Origin of the sequence: Carboxylicivirga agarovorans, assembly GCF_050589845.1 — a bacterium.
In the GTDB taxonomy this organism is placed as follows: domain Bacteria; phylum Bacteroidota; class Bacteroidia; order Bacteroidales; family Marinilabiliaceae; genus Carboxylicivirga; species Carboxylicivirga agarovorans.
This window is the reverse complement of the sequence record NZ_JBNGPA010000046.1, coordinates 1-19,419: the sequence shown is the minus strand read 5'-3', so window position 1 is coordinate 19,419 and position 19,419 is coordinate 1. Positions and strand designations below refer to the sequence as shown.

12 protein-coding genes and 3 tRNA genes are annotated in these 19,419 nt (G+C 39.0%); 10 read left to right on the top strand and 5 right to left on the bottom strand.

The annotated features are described in order from the left end of the window. The first annotated feature begins 5 nt into the window (after positions 1 to 5). Positions 6 to 992: a GSCFA domain-containing protein gene (locus ACRD69_RS23355; RefSeq protein WP_430817569.1), complete on the top strand. Its 987-nt coding sequence runs from the start codon at positions 6 to 8 to the stop codon at positions 990 to 992. Positions 993 to 1,041: 49 nt separating this feature from the next. On the opposite strand, the gene gcvH is transcribed toward ACRD69_RS23355, so the two are convergent. The 4 genes from gcvH to thiL form a co-directional block, all read right to left on the bottom strand. Further along, a complete protein-coding gene (gene gcvH, locus ACRD69_RS23350) occupies positions 1,042 to 1,419 on the bottom strand; it encodes a glycine cleavage system protein GcvH (protein WP_430817568.1) in 378 nt (125 codons plus the stop codon). Between the two features lie 233 nt (positions 1,420 to 1,652). After that, positions 1,653 to 9,035 (bottom strand): T9SS outer membrane translocon Sov/SprA, encoded by a 7,383-nt coding sequence (gene sov / locus ACRD69_RS23345; RefSeq protein WP_430817567.1) that lies wholly within the window; start codon positions 9,033 to 9,035, stop codon positions 1,653 to 1,655. Between the two features lie 22 nt (positions 9,036 to 9,057). Then, positions 9,058 to 9,639, bottom strand: a complete 582-nt coding sequence (gene ruvA / locus ACRD69_RS23340) for a Holliday junction branch migration protein RuvA (RefSeq protein ID WP_430817566.1) — start codon at positions 9,637 to 9,639, stop codon at positions 9,058 to 9,060. An 84-nt stretch (positions 9,640 to 9,723) separates the two neighbouring features. Next, positions 9,724 to 10,773 carry a thiamine-phosphate kinase gene (gene thiL / locus ACRD69_RS23335; RefSeq protein ID WP_430817565.1) on the bottom strand — a complete coding sequence of 350 codons (1,050 nt, stop codon included), beginning with the start codon at positions 10,771 to 10,773 and terminating at the stop codon, positions 9,724 to 9,726. Between the two features lie 941 nt (positions 10,774 to 11,714). On the opposite strand from thiL, the gene ACRD69_RS23330 reads away from it, so the two are divergent. After that, positions 11,715 to 11,787: transfer RNA gene (locus ACRD69_RS23330), tRNA-Met, on the top strand. A gap of 67 nt (positions 11,788 to 11,854) precedes the next feature. After that, positions 11,855 to 11,927 (top strand) — tRNA-Met (locus ACRD69_RS23325). Positions 11,928 to 12,045: 118 nt separating this feature from the next. On the opposite strand, the gene ACRD69_RS23320 is transcribed toward ACRD69_RS23325, so the two are convergent. After that, positions 12,046 to 13,062 (bottom strand): DUF481 domain-containing protein, encoded by a 1,017-nt coding sequence (locus ACRD69_RS23320; RefSeq protein ID WP_430817564.1) that lies wholly within the window; start codon positions 13,060 to 13,062, stop codon positions 12,046 to 12,048. Positions 13,063 to 13,243: 181 nt separating this feature from the next. Here ACRD69_RS23320 and ACRD69_RS23315 point away from each other — a divergent pair, with 181 nt between their 5' ends. From ACRD69_RS23315 to ACRD69_RS23285, 7 genes are all read left to right on the top strand, one after another. Further along, on the top strand, positions 13,244 to 13,687 hold the full coding sequence (locus tag ACRD69_RS23315; protein WP_430817563.1) for a hypothetical protein: 444 nt from the start codon (positions 13,244 to 13,246) through the stop codon (positions 13,685 to 13,687). An 83-nt stretch (positions 13,688 to 13,770) separates the two neighbouring features. Beyond that, positions 13,771 to 15,975, top strand: coding sequence for a TonB-dependent receptor (locus ACRD69_RS23310; protein ID WP_430817562.1), 2,205 nt, complete (start codon positions 13,771 to 13,773; stop codon positions 15,973 to 15,975). 19 nt (positions 15,976 to 15,994) lie between these two features. Beyond that, entirely contained in the window at positions 15,995 to 16,537 is a 543-nt protein-coding gene (locus ACRD69_RS23305) for a heavy-metal-associated domain-containing protein (protein WP_430817561.1), read from the top strand. Between the two features lie 88 nt (positions 16,538 to 16,625). Beyond that, a tRNA-Arg gene (locus ACRD69_RS23300) sits at positions 16,626 to 16,697 on the top strand. 298 nt (positions 16,698 to 16,995) lie between these two features. Beyond that, complete coding sequence (locus ACRD69_RS23295; protein WP_430817560.1) at positions 16,996 to 17,358, top strand: recombinase family protein; 363 nt, start codon at positions 16,996 to 16,998, stop codon at positions 17,356 to 17,358. Between the two features lie 27 nt (positions 17,359 to 17,385). Continuing rightward, a complete protein-coding gene (locus ACRD69_RS23290; protein ID WP_430817559.1) occupies positions 17,386 to 17,595 on the top strand; it encodes a helix-turn-helix domain-containing protein in 210 nt (69 codons plus the stop codon). Between the two features lie 373 nt (positions 17,596 to 17,968). Further along, entirely contained in the window at positions 17,969 to 19,360 is a 1,392-nt protein-coding gene (locus ACRD69_RS23285; RefSeq protein WP_430817558.1) for a family 16 glycosylhydrolase, read from the top strand. Positions 19,361 to 19,419: the final 59 nt, after the last annotated feature.

Genomic DNA, 19,419 nt, shown 5'->3' with positions numbered 1-19,419 from the left:
AGATCATGGACAGTTTCAGAACAGAAGTCAATGTGCCATTAAGTGCCCATTCTCTACAATTTGATGATAAGCTTTTATTTATTGGTAGCTGTTTTGCAACTAATATCGGGGCCTATTTCCAATCCCATTGTCTCAATGCTACCGTTAACCCATTTGGTGTTTTATATAATCCTTTTTCAATCGCTAACTCATTTGAGCGTTTGTTAGATGGTCGGTTTTTTGAGGAGCAAGATGTCATGGAGAAAGACCATGTTTTTCATTCTTTTTACCACCATAGTCAATTTAATGCTATGGATAGAAAGCAGTTTCTGAAACGTATTAATACATCATTTGAAAAGAGTACTGAATTGTTAAAAACGCTTGATAAGATAATCATTACGTTTGGGACTTCATGGGTTTATGAGCATAAGGATACAGGAATAATCGTGTCAAATTGCCATAAATATCCAGCGGCTGATTTTAAACGATTTCGATTGTCCGTCGATGAAATAATTCAGCGTTATCAGTCTCTATTGGAGCGAATTAAAGCCATTAATCCTAAAGTTAAGTTTCTCTTTACCGTAAGTCCTGTTCGTCACTGGAAAGACGGTGCACATGGCAACCAGTTGAGTAAATCAACTTTATTATTGGCCATTGAGCAATTGGTGAGTGAATTTGACTTTGTGAATTATTTCCCGGCTTATGAAATTCTATTGGATGAACTTCGTGATTACCGCTTCTTCGCAGATGATATGCTTCATCCTTCTGAACAGGCTATTGCCTATATACGGGAAAAGTTCATCAACTCCCAGTTTGATGACGAAGGGAGGAAAGTTCTTGAAAAGTTAACAAAATTGATAAAAGCAGCAGAGCACCGTCCCTTTAACATTGAATCTGATGCCCATCAGGTTTTTGTAAAGAAGCACATCACTAAAATGGAGCAATTACAACGACAGACTCCCACATTGGATTTATCCGCCATCCGTCAAATGTTTGCAAAACAGTTAAAATAAAAAAAGCGACTATTTAAGTCGCTTTTCATATTCTTTGTGCTTGGGTAAATTAACCAATAACTTCTTTGTATTGCTCGGCAGTAAGTAGGTCCTCTAACTCAGCTGTGTCAGCAATCTGAACTTTAATCATCCAACCACCCTCAAATGGCTCCTTGTTAACAAGGTCTGGTTGATCTTCTAATTCAGGGTTAACCTCAATTACCTTACCGGTAATAGGCATGTACAAATCAGACACAGTTTTAACGGCCTCAATAGTTCCGAAAACTTCTTCCTTGTCTAACTCTTCGTCTTCTGTTTCAATTTCAACAAAAACGATATCGCCCAACTCTCCTTGAGCAAATTCTGTAATACCAATGGTTGCTACATCACCATCAATTAAAACCCATTCGTGGTCCTTTGTATACTTTAGATTTTCAGGTACATTCATGATTGAACGATTTATTTTTATTACGATGACTCAAATGTAAAGAATTTATTAAAATAATTCTATGACATATGTATTAACTAATAGTTAGTAAGAATGCCGCTTGCGCATTAATGTTCTGAATATCAGTGTCTGGGTGTTTTTTAATGGGTGAAAACCCTAATAAAAATCATAAATAAAAATTCGAACAAGAAGCTCTATTTGCTGTTGTTTAACGCTTCAAAATACAAATTGAATTATTGAGCCAGTGAGAATCGGAAACTTACACCAAAATTAGAGTTGGTGATAGGATACGATAATGAGACGTAAGGGTTATTGATATTAGTATCGTAGAATAACTGCATATTAAAACGATCACTCAAGGCATAGTCAGCTGTAAACTTCACTTTAGTAATTTTTTGTCCAGAGGTGAGCTGGTCATAGTCTTCCTGAATCTTTCTAATAAAGCTGATGTTATCAACAATCGAGAAATCAGCACGAAGGTTTAAGTCGTTACTTACTGATTTTTGTTTACTGCCTTTCCCAAATATCAGGTTCATTTTATCAAAACGATAGCCTAATCCAATAACAATCTCATCATTGTAATTCTCAATAACCTGGTTGTTACCCATGCTCAGGCTAAGTGTTCTTGCCTTTTTGATTTCAGCCCTTGTGGTAATTGAATTTGTCCATGTAACATTGACACCAATTAGTGGATTGAATTGTTCTGAGATAGTTATGGCATTAACATCGTATTCAGTAATTGGACCTTCGGCAAACTCAGGAGTGCGTGAAATGTATGCACCCATATTGTAGGTTGAACGATATCCATGTGTCAGGTCAAATGATTTAATCACCTTCTTAAATGCTTTGATACGAGATAATCCATCGTAAGTCAGGCGCCAGTTAGGCTGGATTTTTGATAATCCAGGGAATTGTTCTGTGAAAATAGAGTTGGCACTTTTTCCCGAATATGCAGCCAAAAATGCCGGTATAAGGACTTCCTGACTATTTTCATCATAGCTACCACCTAATCGGTTCATGATTATCTGTCGATTATTCTTGAACTCATCAAATACGTCATAATCTAATGCCCCGCTTCGCGACGGCTTGTCAAATGCTGTTCTGAATGCGTTAAAGCTCATAGAGAAGCGTCCGTTGGCTGTTCGGCCTGTTGCAGATGAAGTACCTCCGATGTAGTACTCATTAATGTTACGCTCATAGCTTCTGTCTGCATTTAAGTCAATCCGTAATCCGCGTATTGGTTCAAGGGTTACTTTAATGGAGAAGTCATTACCATGCGTCATTACATATGGGTTAACCATTGTCGTATCATTGGTTAGCCAGCCATTGTTTGCAGCATCAACTGCAAAGTTTCGGTCCTGCCATCCAAGAATAAATGGTAGACCCGGTGCTGTAAAGCCAGCTGAGGTACCCATGAAATTTGCATCCTGTTGATAGCCCGGCAGGATGGTACCATTTTGTTCTGAGTAAGAAAGGCTGATGTTTTTAGTGGAAGTCAGTAAAAGGGCTGAATAATCAAGTACCTTTTGGAAAGGTGAGTTATTCTCAGTTATCGTTCCTGTGACCATTATTCGGGCATTGTCTACTGATTTTTCAGGGATAAACTCCACCTTATTCTTACCTAAAGGAGTGATCTTTCCGCGAACTGGTTTACCTGTTGCGTCAAAAATACGCACTGATGTTTCTGTCGTTTTTAATTTATGGTTGATAACCAGCGCTTCATCTTTTTCAAGCTTAACATTGGCTTTATTGAATCTTACTGTTCGTTTACCATCTTTCTTGCTACTGGTCCTTCTGCGTGATGATCTGTATTTCTTATCCAGTTCGTTCAGGTAATCGGATTTCTTATATAGAGTGGTCATATTTAGCTGACCATTTCCCTGCACTACGTTGGAGTTACGAATAGTATTTCCCCAGTCTGGTGTTGTTACGCCCGGTTCCTCCTTCAATTGTGCCTGTGCCTGCCATTGATACATGCCGCGGTATTGAACATTGGCCGAAGTAAAATCAAGCAATGGCACTTTGTTGATTGGAATGGTATAGCTGACATCGAAATTATGCTGATAGGTTGTTGTACGACCCATACTTTGAATATTGCGCCATACTTCATCGCGCCATTCATAATAGGCGTCGCGGTCACGATCTTTATTTACGGCACCTTCAGGTTCATCAATACGGGCGTTTGTAATGGCTTTAAAATTAAGCTTCAATGACTTTGTCAGGTTATAACGCATGTCAAAATAGCGATTCCAGTCAAAATCTTTGGAAACGGTTAATTCAGGACTGATCGGAGATCCGGTATTGTTTCTCAGCTGAATTTCACGATACTGACGGTCAAATTCCCAGCGATATGAAATTTGATTAGGCAGATAATAGAAATTGAAATCACGGATTAAAGCCAGGCTGTTACTTTTAATGCCTTTTTTAAAGGGTTCTACGGCTTTAGGGCGTGCATTGTAATTATAGGCCAGAATACCTCTGTAATTCTTATCTGTTGAATGATCAGTATCAACATCATGCCTGCTTGTTTCATTATAAGAATATGTTGCAGATATATTTGACGGACTGTAAAAATGTACCTTCTCTTTTTTAGGAATGAGTTTCACATTGGTGAAGTTGACACTTTTACGCTTAATTACGTTCTGTGACATTTCCTTGATTGAGTCTCGTGCTGCCGCATTTTCAGCATTATCAAGAGCTACTTCCAGCGGAATGTCTGGATCAAGAGGGTAATATTTAGGACTGGCAACAGACTTTGAGTAACCTAAATAGAATGGTACACTCAATGCAGATTCAGGGCCAAGCAGTTTACCCAGCTCCAGATTGGTTGCAATATCATACTGATAAAAGTCTTCCTGGCTGCGCTCCTGAACGTTTTGATCAATACTACCCCAGCCAATTGTACTTTTCTTACCCGCAACAGACAGATTACCCAAATCGGCAAGTTTAACTGACATACGTGCGTTGGCAGCCCAACCGCCTTCTTCATTAAAGTCTGTCAGGCGCAATTCGTTCATCCATACTTCAACCGATTTACTTTGTGAACCGCGGGTGCGTACCCCCATTGTGATGGTGCGAATATTACTTAAGTTCGGATTACCTTTTACCGACACAAAGTTGGTAGGGTTATCAGGGTCTGGCATAATGTATACCTGGTTAAACGAAACTTCTGAGCCTTCAACCCGCTTTTCATCGTTACGACGTAACTTAACCGTCTGGAATAAATCAAGCGGAACATTCATCTCGTTTTCTTCAGGCCAGACTTTATACCTGTCTTCTAATAGGTTATTGTTATAAGTTCCTTCAGGTGTTAATTTAAGAGGAATTTCATATTCGTAATAGTTATCGTTGTAATCACTACCAACACGAATAAAGGCCATCATTTCATTGTCAAACAGACCTTGGTTATCCACATCTTCGGCGTGGATAAACATTTTCATACGTTGGTACTGACGAATATCTATACTAACATTTTTATAAACAGCTCTGGCATCGCCGCCACCCAGGTCTTGCACCTTTAACAATAATGATTGCTCGTTAAGCTCTCTTAATTGTGGGTTGGCAGGATCAATAACACGATCAATTCCCGGAGGCAATACATAGTTGACCGGAGTTTTCTCTGAACTCTCTTCAATGTTAACCACCGACACATCGAATTGAGTGTTAGCATTGCCCGCGCTATTTTCATATAAGGACTCGTTAAACTTACGCCAGTCACCTTTTACCAGATCAAGGGTAGCCATACGCAGGATAGTTGTGTCCCTGAAACCACGCATGAACATACGCATAAAACGGATGCTTCTTAAGTCCTTAATATTACCAATCGCCCTTCTGTCAGCATCACTCTGGATAGGAATTCGGAAAAGGAACCAATCAGCTTTGACGCCATCATTGTCAGGTACACCATTGGGATTTTCATCACCTTTTCGACTGTCAACAATAAATTTATTGGCTTCAACGCTCATGGTTTTTTTCGAGATTGGTATCTCATACTGGAAGTAACTTTCATGTTCACTTAAAGTGTTATCATTGTTAATATCTTCCATGTCAGGTGTATTCTTACCTGCCCGTTTTGTGCCATCTCCATCGTATTCAGAAGGAAGTGAGTTGCCTTCTGGGCTATTGAAGTTTTTGTAACGATCAAGAATGCTGACTTCATTTTCATCATGAGAACCACCTAAATAGTAAAGATAGTCATCTGAGGCAGGGTCTTCCATTAATTTATTCAAAGCTGCTTCAGATAAATCTGCTCCCATAGTTTCAATAAGGTCAAGGAACGGATATGGGCTTTTGCGATAGAAATAACGCTCTGCATCAGAGTTCATACCGTTTAATCCAACATCTTGTTTTAAGCGTGACTCTGGATCCGTACTTACGAAACCATTACTTAGGGTTTGCTTTCTGGATACATATCCCCAGGATGTTGAATCCACATCAAAAGGTTCACCGGCAGCAGGCAGTCCTTGCTCAAACGACTTACGCGCATCGCGCAATATATCTTCAGATATGTTACCCAGGTTAAAATAAATGGTACCATCGTTTTCTTCCAGGTCATTATCATAAACATAGGGGTCCATCATCCAGAACTCGATGTATTCGATGTTGGCTGCTTCAAAGTCATTCACATCAATATCACGCATCATACCACCCCAGCGCTGCTCAGGCTCTTTAAGAGTTCCGTCATAATTGATACCATAACCATGCTCACTTGCAGAAATGGCTCCTGCATCAAAGTTATAGGGACCACGTTCATCAGGGTAGAAGGCAATGTTTAAGACCGGCATATTGGTTGGCTGACCATAGGCTGCTTCCCTGTTAGGGAAAATTTCCTGTTCATAAACCTGACGTACAAAGTGATTGTTTTTCTGATCCTCGTCTCCTCTTATATGCCCTGGTGTTTGAGTGCTGTTACGAGTAAATAAGGGATCAATGGTATACCAGGCAAAACGCGCCCTGTTAATACCATATTCAAGATTGTCTATTAAACCAGCCTCAGGGAAAATATCTTCCTGCCCCTGTGGTGTACTCGCCAGCTGCCAAGCCAGCCAGTTGCGCATATCATAAGGAACGCGGGTGCCTTCAAAGTCATCTATGTACGATGTTCCTGATTCATCAATAACATTAGGATGTCCCGGCAGTAATTGGGCAAATTCACCTTCAAACGTTACGCTTGACATCTCTTTGGTTTCAACCAATGGTAATTTGTCAATTAATTCGGTAATGCCCATTGACTCGGTATAGAAAGAGGTGTTTAATCCCCATATCGTATTAGCAATAGGCTCATCGCCAATGTTTACTTTTTGAGTAAGCGGACGTTCGCGCAGGTGCATTAAAGTACCACCAATGTTAAAATTTTCATTAAACTGGTAGTTCAGGTGAGTACCCATCAGTGTTTTTGTTTGCAGGGCAAATAAAGACTGATTTTCGAGAGATACCTGTATAGGCGTACCTGATGAAAGAATACCCTGGTTGATGATTCGTACACGTCCTAAGGTATAATCTACGGTATAGTCCTGATTTTCGACCAGCTTAATACCACCGGCAGTTACAATAACTGAACCCTGCGGGATGTTCATGGCATTTAATGAGATCTCAGAACCTGAACTGGATTTAAATCGACCTTTTAATTTGTATTTATTTACAGCTGCATCTTGTTCTGCATTGATCTGCGTATCATCATACAATGACTGGAAAACATACTTCTTATAAAGGGGATGATCCTCATTATTTACACCCAATACTTCCTGCATATTCTTACCAAAAGGTTCCAGCACCGGAAAGATGATGCGACCGTTATCCGGTTTGATGGTCAGGTTATCAACGTAGTCAAAGATACCGTCAGGCTGGTAATCGTTGTTGGTATTCAGGTTATCCAGGTTCATTAAACGGATAAAGAGCTGCCCCAACACATCTTCTGGCCCTTCCGGCATATAATTGATATCTCCGCCAGTACTGTCGTTTGTATACGTCACATTTAAGATGAAATCTTCACGATTGACCTGGTAGGCATTGATCGAGTAGATATTTTTCATCATCAGGTCCCAGGTTGGACTGGACTTTTGTATGCCATTAACCTCATATTCGCCCGGCGACAGATTGGTTGGCTTAAGTAACTTCAGATAAAGGGCGTTTTCAGCTTCATTTTGTGTATTGGTAAATTCACCTACCTTATAGGTTTGTCCCTGTAAGGTATATTCGTAGGCCACACACAATACTTCATCGGCGTTAAGTGAAGTGTTAAGGGAGATGTACCCGAGTTTAGGCTGAATTGAGTATTCTGTGTCAGACAATTTGCGAGCATTTTCTAGCTTCTCGTATTCAAGCGCATTTTCAATAACTCCATCTAAAGTTGCCGTTACCTGGTTAATATTACGCACAGCCACAAAGGTTGTGTTCATTTCATCATACAGGTTGTTGGCATCGTTACGTGGAGATACGCCGCTTCGTCCGCCCCAACGATTGTTAAAGGTGTTATCCAGGTTTTCTCCCAGATCGACAAATCCAACCACGTTGCGCGACTCATCCATATCACTGCGGTTATTGGTTACCCACACTTCAATACGTGTAATGTTGATCGCACTGTTGATCAGCGGCAACCTCTCCAGGGCCTGATTATATCTGCTTCTAAAATACTCACTGAGGAAGAAGTGTCTGTTGCGATCGTACTGATCGGCATGTATCTCAAACTCCTGTGTTTCGGCACCCCCTTCAATGTTCATCACCGATGTTTCACCTTTCTGTTGGGAGAAAATACTGGTAACGGTTAGTTTACCAAACTGCATTTCGGTTTTAACACCAAACAGACTCTGACTACCGGTAATAAGTGTCCCCGGCAGGGGTAATGTAACATTACCAGCCTCAACCTTTTTAAGAATATCGTCTTCGCCACCTTCATATTCCAGGTTGATTTGATTCTCAAAGTCAAAGGTAGCTTCTGTATTGTAATTGACGCCCAGCTTCAGCTTTTCACCAATGGTACCTGTCAGGTTCATTTGAATTTTCTCCTGAAAATCAAATGTGGTGGTCTTTCTAAGTCTTTCCTGAAGCGTTGGATTATCAATCTTAGTATGTTGAATACCTACACGTAATTCAGCCATACCCTGCAGACGTACATTAATTGCGTTACTTCCGAATATACCTTCAAAAGCCTCGCCACCTACATTTTTCCACATCTGGTTAAAAGCAGAGTTTTCTCCGTACTGTTCAGATTCTTCCTGTTGCTTCTGGCGCCAATATGAGAGAACAGATTTACGAGTGTCGTAATCCAGGTAGTCTTCAAGTGGCATGGAGTAGGGAAGGCGCACATTCATGTTACCCATTTTTCGGTAAATGGTGACATTGCCCGACTGATAATCGTATTCGGCCTTATAATCGAGGTTAGCAGGATCGTTTAAATTAAGGCCGCCCTGCTCTTCTTCTTCAAGCAGAGGATTACCACTCTTATCATTGATTTTATATTTTAAGTCAACCTGCCTGCTCGTGCGTGTCGTGTCAGGTTGTTGAAAGGCTATTTCGCTATAGTTACTAATGTTACCATGCGACGAAGATGTTCCACCAATTACAAGTGTAATGGTTAAAACAATAAAAGCAATCGTATATTGTAGTCTTTTTTTCAAAGATGAAATGTAATATGTTGAATTACATAATTTTCAGGGCTTGCTTAATTAGTTCTTCCACTTTCATTGCAGGTGTCTGAGCCAATAATTTGTCAACTGCCTTTTGAGCACTTGCCTTAGCAAAGCCTAACATTACTAATGCAGATAACGCTTCATCGCGAATAGTATTGTCTTGTGTGGCGAATAATTTTTGATCAACAGGTTCTTTACCTAATTTATCTTTAAGATCGACAATGACGCGTTGAGCGGTTTTAGCTCCTATCCCTTTAACGCCTTTAATGACGTTAACGTTGTCGGTCAGGATGGCACCTCTTAATTCTTCAGGTGTAAGAGAAGACAGCATCATGCGCGCAGTGCTGGCGCCAATGCCTGAAACGGAAATTAAATGACGAAACAGATCTCGTTCTGATGGGTCGGCAAAGCCAAAGAGAGAGAAGGCATCTTCCCGAATGTTCTCATGGATAAATAGTTGTGCTTCACTTTTACCTTCGAGGCGTGAGAAAGTGTTTAATGAAATCTGTAAAAGGTAGCCTATGCCATTTACGTCAATAACAACATGGGCCGGACTTGATTCGGCAATTTTGCCGCTAATATATTCGTACATTTTGAATTAGGTTATGCTATAAAAATAGAAATAATTGCTTAATGATTAGTGATTAATACCTGATTAACCACTAATCATATTCAATTAATCATTTTTCTTAATAGGATTCCATCCCTGTGCTTGCAATTCTACTTCCTGATCAGCATTTGTTACCAGGTATTTGCCTTTACTTTCTTCAGTGATGTGACCAATAATATATATATTAACATCACCTGCATCTTTAAATTTGCTGTAATCATCCTGGTTAATGGTGAAAAGTAACTCATAATCTTCTCCGCCATTTAATGCAGTCACTGTAGGATTAATTCCCATTTCCTCAGCTAACATGGATGTTGTGGGATCAATGGGAATTTTATTTTCATATAAGCGACAGCCGGTTTTTGATTGGGTACAAATATGTAGTAGTTCACTTGAAAGGCCATCTGATATATCAATCATAGAAGTCGGTATCACTTCCAGTTTGTCCAGTAGTTCTGTTACTTCCTTTCGCGCTTCAGGTTTCAACTGGCGACTTAATATGTAATCGTAGCCACTTAAGTCAGGTTGCGCCTGTGGATTATCGGCGTAAACCCTTTTTTCACGCTCTAAAAGTTGCAAACCCATGTATGCGCCCCCCAAATCGCCCGATACACATATCAGGTCATTGGGCTTAGCTCCGTTACGGTAGGCTAACTTATTTTCATCACCTTCTCCCAAAGCTGTTACACTAATAGTCAAACCGGTTAATGAAGATGTGGTATCACCACCAACCAGATCAACATTGTAGTAATCACAGGCGGCATAAATACCTTCGTATAATTCGTCAATGGCTTCAACAGACATTTTAGAACTCAGTCCAAGTGAAACCGTAATTTGCTTAGGAACCGCGTTCATAGCAAATACATCACTAACATTTACCACAACAGCTTTATAACCGAGGTGTTTAAGTGGAGTATATGTCAGGTCAAAATGAATGCCTTCAAGAAGCAGGTCGGTTGTAACAACAGTTTTCTTTTGCTGAAAGTCTAAAACAGCCGCATCATCACCAACACCCTTAATTGTAGAATCGTGTTTTAGTTTTATATTCTCTGTCAGATGGCGTATCAATCCGAATTCACCTAATTGTCCCAGTTCTGTTTTTTTACCCTCGCTCATTTTCGATTTTTTGAATAACATGCAAAAGTAATCATTGAAAAAACGTGGCGCAACCATAATAAAACATATTTCAATGCTAGATAGGTTATACTGCTATTGATGTGAAGTCAGAAATTAGCAAAAGGGAAAAATAGTGAAATAAAATGGAAGATATTAGATAAAGGAAATGATATGCCGTGTGAGGATTAAGTATTTTGTAATCAGGGTTGTAGCTGAATGTGTGTGTTTGACGATTAAGTAAAAAGAATTACTGGCATATCTTAAAGTTATCTTTTGTACTTTATACATCATTTAGATTCTTTTTGCGCTTTTTAATACTTGGTGTTTTTGTTTGGTACGGCGATTGCTTTAAGTAAGGCAGATTTTTTTCATAGATTTGGGTTTAGGTTATTGAAAAGCCGGTTTTACTAACGAGTAGAACCGGCTTTTTAGTTATACGGCCAGAAGGTTGTAATGATTTTTAACAAGGTCTTTAAAAAGTCTTAAAACAGACATAAAGTCAATTTATGGCATGGCCCTTGTTATACTATTGTCAGTAGATTTTTTTCATAGATTTGGGTTTAGGTTATTGAAAAAGCCGGTTTTACTAACGAGTAGAACCGGCTTTTTAGTTATATGGTCAGAAGGTTGTAATGATTTTTAACAAGGTCTTTAAAAAGTCTTTAAGCAGACATAAAGTCAATTTGTGGCATGGCCCTTGTTATACTATTGTCAGTAGATTTTTTTCATAGATTTGGGTTTAGGTTATTGAAAAAACGACTTTACTAACGAGTAAAGTCGTTTTTTTTATTCTTCTTGTAATCATTGTTTACCTGTTGATTAGGGTGGTTGGATGGTGTAAAATGGGGAGTTGATCGGAAAATATATTTGCACATTAATTTAAAAGACTCTATATTTGCATCCGCATTTGAGACAGATAACAACGTGTTATTAAGATATATTGCGGGGTGGAGCAGTTGGTAGCTCGTTGGGCTCATAACCCAAAGGTCGTCCGTTCGAGTCGGGCCCCCGCTACTAAAAGTCGAGAATCACCAAGTTTTCGACTTTCTTTTTGAAATTTGTTAACGCAATTAAGATATATTGCGGGGTGGAGCAGTTGGTAGCTCGTTGGGCTCATAACCCAAAGGTCGTCCGTTCGAGTCGGGCCCCCGCTACTACTAAAATTAGATAAAGCACTGAAGATTAATTTCTTTGGTGCTTTTTTTGTTATCATGATGTCAAGGATGTTTTATGTTTACGTACTCTATTCCAGGAGATTCGATAAAATCCACCCTACAGTTCCCATCCAAAACCAGTGGCAAAAACGTAATCAGACTCGGAAGCTCCTTGTACCGGCATGTTGTCATAGTTGAAGGTTATACCCATCTTAATGTAAAAATCTTTAGGCAAATCATATTTAACATCAAAATTAAAGTCAGAACGCCAACGGCCCGATTCTGTAATACCCGGATATAATGTAATTTTCGTTCTTAAGCTTAAATCACCGGTATCGAATAAATTCAGTTCAGTATCAACAAATCCTTCAATACTTTCACGGTCATCAGCAGATTGTTCATAACGTTCACTGTTAAAAGAAGCACCTGCTGCAATATTCCAGTAAACAGCATTTGTTTGGATGATATAAGTACCTGCACCAAGTTTACCATTCGATCTGAGAAGAAGTTTTTGTTCCGTATTTGAAAAGAAACTGGTTGAAAGACCTCCAAACCATTTTCTTTGAAAATAGTATCTGAACCCAATACCTGCATCATCCCGGCTTACTTTACTTACGCTATCCTGATTTGATGAGAAAGCATTGTAATAAGTGCTGATTGACCACCTTTCTGCTTTGTATCCAATGTTGCTTCGTAATGATGACTGACGCAGATTATTGGCTTTCGTTAAATCCCAACCAAAGTCGATAGATGCATTCATTTTACTCCAGAAATCCTTGTCTACGGATTCCATAAATACGATTTCATCAGGAGAAACGATTGTACTGCGACCTTCTAAGGTGATAATCTTTATTTTGCCATCTTCCATCGAATGAATATTACCATTGTAGCGCCTGCCGTCTGAAATGGTAATTAAAAAAGATGTTTTTGTTGAAATGGATTTAATTCCTTCCCATTCAATTGTGAAATCGTCATCGCTGTAATCGGTTTCGATGGTCAGAACGCCTTGGTTCATACCCTTTACTTCGCCGACAATAACATTGTCGTTGACAAACCTTACACTATCTACTTGTGAGAAAAGAGCTCCCGATATAAATATAAAGCATAAGAGAAAAGTGTACTTAATTCGTTTCATAGTTAATTAGGTTTGAAATCTTTTTAAAAGTTGCCAAACATTATTCAGAAAATCAATAAGTTCAGTGAAGTCTTGGGTGATTTTTGTGAATAAAAAGGAATTATCATGCGAATATTAACAAGTATATAACTGTGAAAATATATTTAAGTATCTATTTTTGTTGTGTAGTATGGCTAATAAAATGACACATATAACCAGTCGCTTTCTTGCATTTGTAATGATTGGCGTATTGCTGCTTACCTCGAGTGGCTTTAAATTATACAGTCATTACTGCAGCCATAAAAATGTTGCTAACTACTCTATATTTATTCCTGCCAGCTCGTGTTATACTCCGGTAAAAGCTTCTTGCTACAGCATGGAGGTTCCAGAGACTTGTAACTCAGAATGCAGCAGTAGTTGCTGTAATGATGATCAGCATTTTTCTCGATATGAAATTGAAAGCCATTCAAGCATAGTAAGTGCTAATATCGATCCTGTTGAGATTGATGTTTTTAATGCGGGCGTACCACAATTAAATGTAGTAGAGGCAGTAGGCAATTATAATGTAGTCTGGCATTTGGCTTCTGAGCCGCCGCCGCCTTCTGTCAATAAATTTCTTTCAATAACTCAGGTATATCTGAATTGATTCAGGCATTTCATTAGGTATTAGTTAGCTGTTTCCAAAATGGCTGGCTGTAATGATATGTTTTCAATTGTAGATATATAAGAATGAAGAGCAGTAGTAAAAAGCTGTTGTTTGTTACTATTCTGTCATTTATACTTAATAGTATGAATGCTCAAAATATAACAGGAAGAGTAACAGAGCAGGGTAATAACAGTGCCGGTTTGGTTGGTGTTAATGTATATTGGGAAGGCACCACTGAAGGTACAATTACTGATGAAGAGGGGGTGTTTGAACTCAAGCGCTCCAGTAATTCATCGGTGTTAATGATTAGTTATGTGGGTTATCAAAGTGAACGGATCGTAATTGATGGCCAGACTAATGTTGATGTTCAAATGCAGCCTGGTGAAGACCTGAATGAAGTAACCGTGGCTTATCGAAGAAAAAGTACAAGTGTTTCAAAGTTGGACCCGATATTTACGGTCAATATCTCTGATAAGGAATTAACCAAGTTTGCCTGCTGTAATCTGTCAGAAAGCTTTGAAACGAACGCCTCGGTAGATGTGTCTTATGCTGATGCGGTTTCGGGCATTAAGCAAATTAAAATGTTAGGATTGTCAGGGCGTTACTCGCAATTGATGATGGAAAATATTCCAATTATCAGAGGGGGTGAAGTGGCTTTTGGACTCAACTATATTCCCGGAACCTGGATGGAGAGCATACAGGTATCCAAAGGAACATCGGCGGTGAAGAATGGCTATGAAAGCGTAACCGGCCAGATAAATGTGCATTATAAAAATCCTGATGGGAAAGAGAAAATGCACTATAATGTATACGGTAATCAGGATGGGAAAATAGAAGCTAATGCAGGTTTGAGCTTTAAGCTTAACGAACGTTGGACAACCAACCTGTTGTTACACGGAAGTGGCAATGCCCGTGAGCTTGATATGAATAATGACGGTTTTTTGGATAAACCCATGGCTGCCACCATTAATGTAATGAACAGGTGGAACTATGTTAATGAAAAGATGACTGCCAAGTTGGGATTTTCAGTGATATCGGAAAGCAGAAATGGTGGCCAGCTTAACTTTGATCACCATCAGGCTCCCGAAGAACAATCCGCTTATGGAATAGGTATTGATGTTACCAGGTTTAATGCATTTTCAAAGCTGGGCTTTATTCTTGAGCGTCCGTCAACCAGCATTGGATGGATAACATCTGTGAATTACTTCAACCGCGAATCGTTCTACGGGACTAAGGATTTTGATGTTGAGCAACTCAATTTATATACTAACCTTATTTATCAATCGTATTTTAATAATACACAACATACCTATAACATGGGTGTCAGCCTGGTATACGATGATAACAGGGAAGTATACAATAATTTAGAAATTGGTTATGATGAGTTTGTGGCAGGTGGCTTTTTTGAGTATAATTACATTCCTTCTGAGCGTTTGTCGCTAATGCTGGGGCTGAGGAATGATTACAGTTCATTGCATGGTAATTTTATTACGCCCCGTGCTCATCTGAAATATGACCTTGGTGAAAAAATGACGTTAAGGGCATCGGCGGGTAAAGGTTATCGGACCCCGGCTATTTTAAGTGAGAATACCCAGTTTCTGGCCTCCTCAAAGCAATTTATTATCAGTGACAATGCTATTCAGGAAGAAGCATGGAATTATGGTATAAGTCTGACAAAAGAGTTGATAATCAATAAACGCGACGCATCATTATCGCTCGAGTATTTTAGGACAGATTTTCAGAATCAATTAATTGTTGACCTTGACCAAAACCAGGGAGCTGTACACTTTTATAATCTTGATGGTCGCTCTTATGCCGACAGTTGGCAGGCTGAATTATTTTACGAGTTATTTAATCGTTTTGAATTAACAGCCGGCTATCGATATAATAATGTTAAGGCAACGTATAACGGGGAGTTAAAGAAGACACCTTTTGTTAGTCGCTATAAAGGTATGCTATCCGGACAGTATAGGACAAATATGGATAAATGGCAGTTTGATGTGACGTTGCAATTTCATGGAGACCAGCGACTACCTTTAGCAATTGTTGATGGAGCGGCTTTGCCAACCACGTCGGAACAATATATGACTATGATAGCGCAGGTTACAAAAAACTACCGAAACTGGAGTTTTTATGCAGGAGCTGAAAATTTGACCAACTATACTCAGGATAATGCCATTATTGGAGCTGAGAATCCATTTGGAGACAACTTTGACGCCAGTCGTATATGGGGGCCCCTTTATGGACGAATGTTCTACCTGGGAATTAAATATAATTTAGACCGATAATCATTAAAATAATACGACTATGAAAGCAATAGTGATAAGTATGGTGTTGATGGCGAGTGTGTTGGTGCAGGCGCAGGATAAAAAAGAGCTTACAACAACCGTTTTTAAAGCATCAATTACCTGCAATAATTGTAAGGCCAAAATAATGAAGCAATTACCTTATGAAAAAGGTGTTAAGAGTGTGGATGTGGATGTTGATGCTAAGTTGGTGACAGTGTCATATAAAAAACTGAAAAACACCGATAAAAAAATGAATGAGGCCATAAAAGAACTGGGCTTTGAGTCTGAAATTATTGGCCATCCCCTGTCTTTTACTGTCAAAGGAAATTGTGATATGTGTAAGCAAAGAATTGAAGAGGCTCTGTTAAACGTTGAGGGTGTTAACATGGCTGTTTGGAATGCTGAGTCACAAAACGTAAAGGTACTCGTTAGTTTATCAGACACAACAATCGATAAACTGCAGGATAGTGTTGCTAAAGCGGGGCACGATACTGAAGGAGCAAAAGCAGATGATCAAATATATGCTTCATTGCCTGAATGTTGTCGATATTCGAGAAAATGAAAATAGAAATTACCGCGGTGATACTGGCGTATTAAAATGCATTTATTGATAAGTGTATTAAATAATTTTCTAAATTTGCGCACCGCGAGGCCTCGTAGTTCAATGGATAGAATGTAGGATTCCGGTTCCTATGATGTGGGTTCGATTCCCGCCGGGGTCACAAATCCTCCTGATTATCAGGGGGATTTTTCTTTTTGGTAACGCAATCGGTAAAGTTACTAAGGAAAAAGATGGGTTTTATAATTAAATTTATCGATTATCTCATCAAAAAATCATAGGTTGCTCCGATAGAGAATATCAAACAACTATATTATAAAGTAAGATCGTTGATTTTGATAGTTTAACTAAACCACCGTTTGGAGAGACAATATGTTCTCCTACATCCTGCATAGGCTTTGACAGTCTCAAAAACTGGTTTTAATAATTGGTTTCACGGTTTAACCTTAAAAAAAACAGTTATGAAAATCGGTTATGCAAGGGTATCTACCAAAGATCAGAATTTGGAGATGCAAATTGAGGCGTTGGGAAGAAATGGTTGTACTAAAATCTTTCAGGAAACTAAAAGTGCAGTAAAAGAACGTCCTGAACTTGAAAAGATGTTAGAACATACAAGGGAAGGTGATGTGGTTGTTGTTTGGAAACTCGATAGACTGGGAAGATCATTAAAACATCTCATTGATATGGTATCGGGCTTTCGGGACAAGGGTGTTGAATTTATAAGTTTAAATGATCGTATAGACACAACTACTGTACAAGGTCGTTTGACCTTTAATATATTTGCAAGCTTTGCAGAGTTTGAAAGAGAGCTAATTCGTGAATGAACACTTGCCGGTCTTGAGACTGCCAGGTTGAGAGGACGAATCGGAGGTAGAAAGAAAGGCCTAACTCTTGAAGCGAAGAAAACGGCTTATGCTTGTTACCAGCTTTGGCAAGATAAATCCAGAACCATCTATGATATTCTTCAAATTGTAAATATAAGTCGTGCTACTTTTTATAGATATGTGGCATGGGTAAAAGCAAACGAAAGAAAAACTGTAATAAGAACTATTGGTTCTTAATGTGTACAATGTTTTTGGTAGTCCTTATTCTAATGATTAGAAAGCAATATTGTATCGTGTAAGAGCTCAATAGCTTGCCTTGTTTTTACTGTTTAATTATCTTTATGTAATTAATATAAAGCAAAATAACTCCTGGTTAAAATTACACCAGGAGTTTTTAATTCGGGCTATTGATACGTTTTCTAATTCTTTAATACCAGTGCAAGAAGTAAGGCCCTTTCAATTAAACTATGACGGATTATTCTTTCGTTATCCGATGGCCAATACTCTCCAACTGGGCCTAACCCATCTATGATTGGCATATCTTTATTGATGTGACATATGTCAGCAGAGCTCCAACGATGTTCTTCGGTTATGCGTACATCAATTTTCTTTGCCAGTTCACAAATGCTATTTATTAGGCGAGAATGGAGATTATCGCTCCAAGTGGAAAGGACGAGCACCCGGCCAATTTGCTGCTCATAACGTAAAGCTTGAAAATGGGGAGCTGATACTTATGAGTCAGTGGGAACCAACTTATACTTTCGCCAATGAGAAGCTTGATGGAACCTATTATGGAGGAAGTACCAGCGCTGCTGATAACAGTAAACCAATTACTCAGGCATGTATTATGAGTGAACGCTACTTTCGTTATGGATACATGGAAATTCGTTGCAAAATTGCTGATGCTCCTGTTACATCAGCTTTTTGGACGACTGGCTATCACTCCGAAATTTATATGGTAGAGAATTATGGAAAGAGGCCTGTAGGGAATCCAGAAAATAAACCTGAAGAGTTGGAACGTAAGTATCGTACGAATATGATTAGCTGGGATCCTGATCAGGCTCCTAATCATCAAAACTGGAAAGTAGAAGATGTAATGGATGAGCGCTTGGCAAGCGATTACTTTGTCTATGGTTTTGAGTGGGATAAGGATTTTATTAAAACCTATTTCAATGGCACTTTGGTGCGACATGCCACTCGTGATCAATTGGAAGCCAATGACCAATGGCGTCACCAACACGCAATGGAGATATGGTTAGATTCTGAAGTTTTCTCGTGGTATGGTTTGCCAGCTGAGGCTGATTTAGTTTCTCCGGCTGAATTCAAGATTGATTACGTGCGTATTTGGCAGAAAGAAGTTACCTCGCCTGATTTCAATGCTTTAGGTTTTGAAGGACCGTTTTTCTTTCAGGGACGCAGTGTACAATGGTGGAATGCAGGAAATATTCCATGGCGCATAAAAGATGAGAAGTCAGCAAGTGGGGAATTTAGCGCCCGCTTTCAACACTCAGGCACTTTCAGCGGAAGTTATCCGATATTTTCACCATACGGATCGTTAGGTTTGCCTGCCGGAAATAATACCCTCTACTTTAAGATTTGGATGGATTCAAATACTGATATTGACGAAATCGATTGTATCCTTGAAAAACCCTGGCTAAGTATGACAGTTGATTTAAGGGATGTAGAAAAGGGAAAATGGGTTGAAGTATCAAAAACATTTTCCAGAAACACAGAGTCAGATCCAAGTATAGTAAATGGTGACCGTATTCGTATGATATTGCGTGCTGATGATATTAAAAGTTCCGAGGCATTGTTGTATATCGATGATATCCGTTTTGAACATGATAATTCAACACCAGTTAAGTCTGTAAATACTATTGATTTCAAAGTGTTTCCTAGTCCAGCAACGGATATTATAAAGTTGAGCTCCGAAGCGTCAGACTGTCTAAAAACCTATCATTTAAGAATCACAAGATCAGATATTTTGTATCTTCAAGTATGAAATACATCCAAGGCCAAAACCGCACACAAATCCAGTTATTCACCCTTACGCTTGATGAT

What these genes read in the sequence shown, in the direction of transcription:
- ACRD69_RS23355 (WP_430817569.1), top strand. Translation starts at nt 6, where the DNA reads ATGGACAGTTTCAGAACAGAAGTCAATGTGCCATTAAGTGCCCATTCT.
- gcvH (WP_430817568.1), bottom strand. Translation starts at nt 1,419, where the DNA reads ATGAATGTACCTGAAAATCTAAAGTATACAAAGGACCACGAATGGGTT.
- ruvA (WP_430817566.1), bottom strand. Translation starts at nt 9,639, where the DNA reads ATGTACGAATATATTAGCGGCAAAATTGCCGAATCAAGTCCGGCCCAT.
- thiL (WP_430817565.1), bottom strand. Translation starts at nt 10,773, where the DNA reads ATGAGCGAGGGTAAAAAAACAGAACTGGGACAATTAGGTGAATTCGGA.
- ACRD69_RS23320 (WP_430817564.1), bottom strand. Translation starts at nt 13,062, where the DNA reads ATGAAACGAATTAAGTACACTTTTCTCTTATGCTTTATATTTATATCG.
- ACRD69_RS23315 (WP_430817563.1), top strand. Translation starts at nt 13,244, where the DNA reads ATGACACATATAACCAGTCGCTTTCTTGCATTTGTAATGATTGGCGTA.
- ACRD69_RS23310 (WP_430817562.1), top strand. Translation starts at nt 13,771, where the DNA reads ATGAAGAGCAGTAGTAAAAAGCTGTTGTTTGTTACTATTCTGTCATTT.
- ACRD69_RS23305 (WP_430817561.1), top strand. Translation starts at nt 15,995, where the DNA reads ATGAAAGCAATAGTGATAAGTATGGTGTTGATGGCGAGTGTGTTGGTG.
- ACRD69_RS23295 (WP_430817560.1), top strand. Translation starts at nt 16,996, where the DNA reads ATGAAAATCGGTTATGCAAGGGTATCTACCAAAGATCAGAATTTGGAG.